The following is a 4,771-nucleotide window of genomic DNA, read 5'->3' as shown; positions in this document are numbered from 1 at the left end:
GGGGTGGCCTGGCCGAGGCCGGGGTCGGTGCCGCGGAACCATTCGGCGCGGGTCAGGGTGGAGGTGTCGGTGGCGGTGCCGGTCAGGGTGATGGTGGTGGCGCCGAGGGTGGGGTTCGGGGTGGCGGTCAGGGCGGAGATCACGGGGCGGACCTTGTCCACGACCAGGGTCCCGGTGGCGAACGGTCCCCAGTTCCCGGCCGCGTCCCGGCCGTGCACCGAGATCGTGTGCGACCCGTTCGCCAACGCCCCCACCGGGATCGTCGCGTCGACGGACCCGGCGGGGCCGACGACGAGGGGCGTCCCCGTGCCATCGGTGCCGACGTTGTCGAGGTAGTACTCGGCGTCGGTGACCGCCGAGCCGCCGGTGGCGGTGTCGTCGACCACGGCGTGCAGGGCGACGTCCACGGTGCCGTTGGTCGGGGAGCCGGTCAGTGTCAGGGCGCTCGTCGTGGGACCGGTCACGTCGGTGCCGGGCGGGATCGTCACCGTGAGGGCGAGCGCGGCGGTCTTGGTGGTGGCCCCGGCGGTGGCCGAGACGACGAGCGGGTACGCGCCAGGCGGCAGCGTCGGCGACAGGCTCAGGGCCAGCTCGGACGTGCCCGAGCCGCCGACGAGGACCGGCGGGGTGAACGTCCAGGAGGCCTGGGCGGCGCTCACCCCGGAGAGGGCGAGCGTGACATCGTCGTCGAACCCGTTCACGGGTGACACCTGGACCGTGACGGTGGCGGTGGAGCCGCGGTCCGCGCTCGTCGCCGAGGGGTCGACCGCGACGGTGAGGTCGGGCTGGCTCAGCAGCCACTGGTACGCGGCCGCCACGTCGAGCCGCCCGGCGCCGTAGGCCGGGTCCGGCCCGACGGGTCCGAGGTCGACCGCGGTGCCGGTCAGGGCGGCACGCTGCTGCTCGACCGGGAGCCCCGGTATCGCCCCGAGCAGCAGCGCGAGCGCCCCCGCCGCGTGCGGGGCCGACATCGAGGTCCCCGTGGCGAGCTGGTAGAGGCCGTACCGGTCGGTGGTGAGCACGTCGACGCCCGGCGCGACCAGGTCCGGGAAGGTCGACGCCCGGCCGCCGCACGTCGACGGTCCGCGGCTGCCGGCGGAGTAGACGAGGTCGTCCCCGCTGACCGCGCCGACCGCGAGCGACTCCGGATAGTTGGCCGGGCTGACGCTGCTCGAGTCGCCGGGGCCGAAGTTGCCGGCCGCGAACACGGGCAGGATGCCGGCGGCGCGCAGGGCCTGGACGTCGGGCTGGAAGGAGAGGTCGCAGCCGGGTCCCGCGCCGATCGACCAGGAGCCGTTGACCACCTGCGGGGCGTCGGCCGTGCTCGGGTCGTGGTCCGGGTCGAGCAGCCACTGGAACGCCTGGTGCAGCGCCGTCGACGTGGCGGCGCCGCGGTCGTTGAAGATCCGGGCCGCGATCCAGGTGGCGCCGGGGGCCATGCCGATCGAGGACCCGCCCGCGTCGCCGCCGAGGATCACGCCGGTCGTCGCGGTGCCGTGGCCGGTGACGTCCGTGGGCGTGGTGGGGTGCTCGCCGTACGGGTCGAACCAGCTGTTGGTCCCGCCGCGCCACCGCCCCGCGAGGTCGGGGTGCGTGAGGTCGACCCCGCTGTCCAGCGTGGCGACCACGACTCCCTGGCCGGTCTGCCCGAGCTCCCACAGGGCCGGGGCGTGGACGGCGGCGACGTTGGGCTCCGGCGGTCCGGCGGCGGGGACCACGACGATCTCGTCGGGCGTGACGGCCGCGACGTCGGGGCGCGCGGCAAGCGCGGCGATCACGGCGGGCGTCGCGGTGACCGAGAGGGCGTCGACGATCCACAGCGGGGTCACGTCGGCGACCTCGCCCTGGGCCGCGCGCGTGCGGAGCATGCTCCGGATGGGCGCCTGCGCGGAGGCGGCGCGGGCCTGCAGCGCGGCGACCACGGTGCGCAGGCGCGCCGCGCGGGTGGCGCCGCGGACGTCGGACAGGTCGGCCCGGGCCCGCAGGGTGACGACCACGGAGGTCATCCCGCCCGTCGCCGGCACCGCCGCCGGGGCCGCGGTGGGTACCAGGACGAGCGCGAGGAGGATCGCGACGACCGCGGCGACGCGCCTCATCGCGGGCCTCCGGCGCTCGAGTCGACGAGTGGCTCCGAACCGGTCGGCGCATCGAGGTCCGTCCGTCGACGCCCACGGACGACCGCGCCGGCCGTGCCGACGAGCAGCAGGAGCGCCAGGCCCGTCGTCGCGAGCTCGAGCGGTCCCGCGCGGTCCGGCGCAGGCTCGGCGACCGTCCACGCGACCTGGGTCACCGTGATCGGGAGGTCGCCGCGCTGCACGGCGACGACGGCCGTCCAGGCGCCCGGCGTCGGGGCGGTGGTCTCGGCCTCGTACCGGCCCGGCTCGACGGGGTCGAGCACGGCGCGGGTCGCCCCGCCCGGGCCCTCGAGGAGCACCTCGACGGCGCTGACCGGGGCGGGCTCGGGCTTGAGGGTCGAGCGCAGCCGCACGACGAGCCGGCTGGTGGTCGGGCCGGCGGGCACCAGCTCGAAGGTGACGAACAGCCCGTCGGTGTTGGCGGCGTGCACGGTGGTGTCCCGGGTGGCCGAGGCGACCTCGCGCGACGTCGGCACCGACGTGAGCACGGCCGCCGCGCCGACCGCCGCGACCAGGACCAGCACCTCGGCCGCCACCAGCACGGGGAACCGGCGCAGGGGGACCGGGGTCCAGCCGGTGGGGCGGCGCAGGGCCCGGCCGACGGGCGCGGCGAGGTCCGGGTTCACCAGCATCGTGTTGATCCCCGCCAGCGCCAGCGCGGCGGCGAGCAGTGCCACCTTGACCGCGACCGCACCCCCGTAGACGGTCGTCGGCACCGACCCGAGGGCGGGGACGTGCCGGCCCGCCTCGTAGAGGCCGGTGGCGACCAGGACCCCGGCGGCGACCGCCGCGACCGGGCTGAACGCGCGGAACGCCGAGGCCACGAGCGCGCCCCTCGCGACGGTGCCCCGACGCATCAGCGGCACCAGGCAGACCGCCAGCACGGCCAGGCCGCCGGCCCAGACGCCGGCCGCGACGAGGTGACCCGCCGAGGCGACCGCCGCCGGCACGGAGCGGACCGGGAGCGTGGCGGCGTGCCCCGCCACGGCCTCGAGACCCACCACGGCCGCCATCGCCACGACGGCCACCCGGACCGCCCGCGGGGACCCGTCTCGCGTGCCCGCCCACCGCCACAGCGCGACGGCGGCGACCACGAGCGCGAGCTCCCGGGCCAGCCAGAGGTGACCCCACGGGGTCCCGACCAGCAGGTCCCGGGCGGCCCCGAGGCGGAAGCCGGGGGAGTCGCCGGCGCCGTGCGCGAGCAGCAGCACGGGGGTCAGCGCGCCCGAGAGCACGGCCACCGCGGCCCCCGCCGAGGCGAGCACCCGGGCCGCGCGCCGGGCGCCGGCGCCCCGCTCGCCGGTGGACCGCAGGACCCTCCCCGACACCGCCAGCGCGCCGATCACGAGCATGATCGCGCACAGGTCCAGCCAGCGCAGCGAGAGCCCCGGCGGCGCCGGGAGCCCGGCTCCGGCGCTCGGCACCACGCTGGGCCGGACGCCGGCGCCGAACACCACCGACCCGCTGGAGAGGTGGCCGTCGTCGAGCGACAGCGTCCGCCAGTCGAGCACGTAGGTCGCGCGGGCCAGGCGCGGCGCGACGATCCCGAGCACGGACCCCGACGTCGACACCGTCACCGGCACGTCGACCCCGTCGATCGTCCGCAGGGTCACGCGGCTGGACCGGGCGTCGACGGCCTCGGTGAACCACAGCGTCAGCTCGGTCCGCCCGACCGCGACCGTCCCCCCGGCGGGCGGGTCGGAGCGCTCGAGCTCGGAGTGGGCGGCAGCCGGTGACGCCCCGAGCAGCAGGACGACGAGCGTCGCGACCAGGATCGACGTCAGGTGCCGCGCTGCCCGGAGCGGGGACCGTGTCATCCCTCGACCGCGAGGTGCTCGAGCCGGGCGTCTCCCATCACCAGCGTGACCGACGACCCGTCGTGCAGGGCGTTGTGAGCGTTCGCGATGAGGAAGAAGTACGTGCCGCCCAGCTGCATGTCGGCGCTGTGCCGGTGCGGGGACGCGAGCACGAGCGTCTGCCCGGTGTCCTCGACCACCAGGACGGGATGCACCGAGGCGTCGTGGATCATCGCGACGGCCTTGTCGGGGTCCACCACCTGGTACCGGAACTCGATCAGGCCGCCCGCGGCGGTCACGGCGATGAGGTCGACCCGGATGCCGAACCGGGCCGCGAGCTCGTCGACGGTGACCACCGTCGTCGCCGCGCGGACGTCGACGGCCGGCTCCTGGACGGACAGGCGCCACGCGGCGCCGCCCCCGACCAGCAGCAGGACGGCGACGAGCGCCGCGACCCGACGCCCACGGCGCGGACGACGCACGGGCGGTTCGGTGCCGACCTCAGGTCGGGTGTCGACGGTCACGGGTGGGCCTCCCTCCCGGGGGACCGGCCCGCGCACCGGAGGGGTCGCGGGCCGGCCGGCTCGGGATCGTCGGGTGGTGTCAGGGGGTGTCGAAGGCGTCGATGTCGAGGTTGTCGCTGGTCAGGCCGTGGCTGGTGCCGTCGAGCAGGGTGGTCCAGGTGCCGGCGTTGTTGGCGATGATGTCTTCGTCCTGGGTGGTGCCCAGGGTGGGGACGGTGGTGGTGGGGGTGGAGAAGGAGAGCAGGTAGTGGGTGGCGTCGCGTCGGACGTAGCCGTCGACGTTGGTGGCGGCGGGCAGTCCGATCGCGGTGGCGTC

The 4,771-nt window shown here is 76.5% G+C and carries 4 protein-coding genes; all 4 read right to left on the bottom strand.

Annotated elements, in window-relative coordinates:
* Positions 1-2,096: S8 family serine peptidase (locus tag AC1DWH_RS20035; protein ID WP_477095133.1), on the bottom strand; the 2,096-nt coding region annotated here is incomplete at its 3' end.
* Positions 2,093-3,952 carry a copper resistance CopC/CopD family protein gene (locus AC1DWH_RS20030; protein ID WP_477095132.1) on the bottom strand — a complete coding sequence of 620 codons (1,860 nt, stop codon included), beginning with the start codon at positions 3,950-3,952 and terminating at the stop codon, positions 2,093-2,095. The genes AC1DWH_RS20035 and AC1DWH_RS20030, both read right to left, overlap by 4 nt.
* A complete protein-coding gene (locus AC1DWH_RS20025) occupies positions 3,949-4,455 on the bottom strand; it encodes a hypothetical protein (protein WP_477095131.1) in 507 nt (168 codons plus the stop codon). Before AC1DWH_RS20025 ends, AC1DWH_RS20030 begins: the two co-directional genes overlap by 4 nt.
* Positions 4,456-4,534: 79 nt before the next feature.
* Positions 4,535-4,771, bottom strand: a 237-nt coding sequence (locus AC1DWH_RS20020) for a hypothetical protein (protein WP_477094875.1), incomplete at its 5' end; no start/stop codon positions are given.

Source organism: Cellulomonas sp. P2_F12 (assembly GCF_056403775.1).
This window is presented reverse-complemented; position numbering and strand designations above follow the sequence as displayed.

What these genes read in the sequence shown, in the direction of transcription:
- AC1DWH_RS20030 (WP_477095132.1), bottom strand. Translation starts at nt 3,952, where the DNA reads ATGACACGGTCCCCGCTCCGGGCAGCGCGGCACCTGACGTCGATCCTG.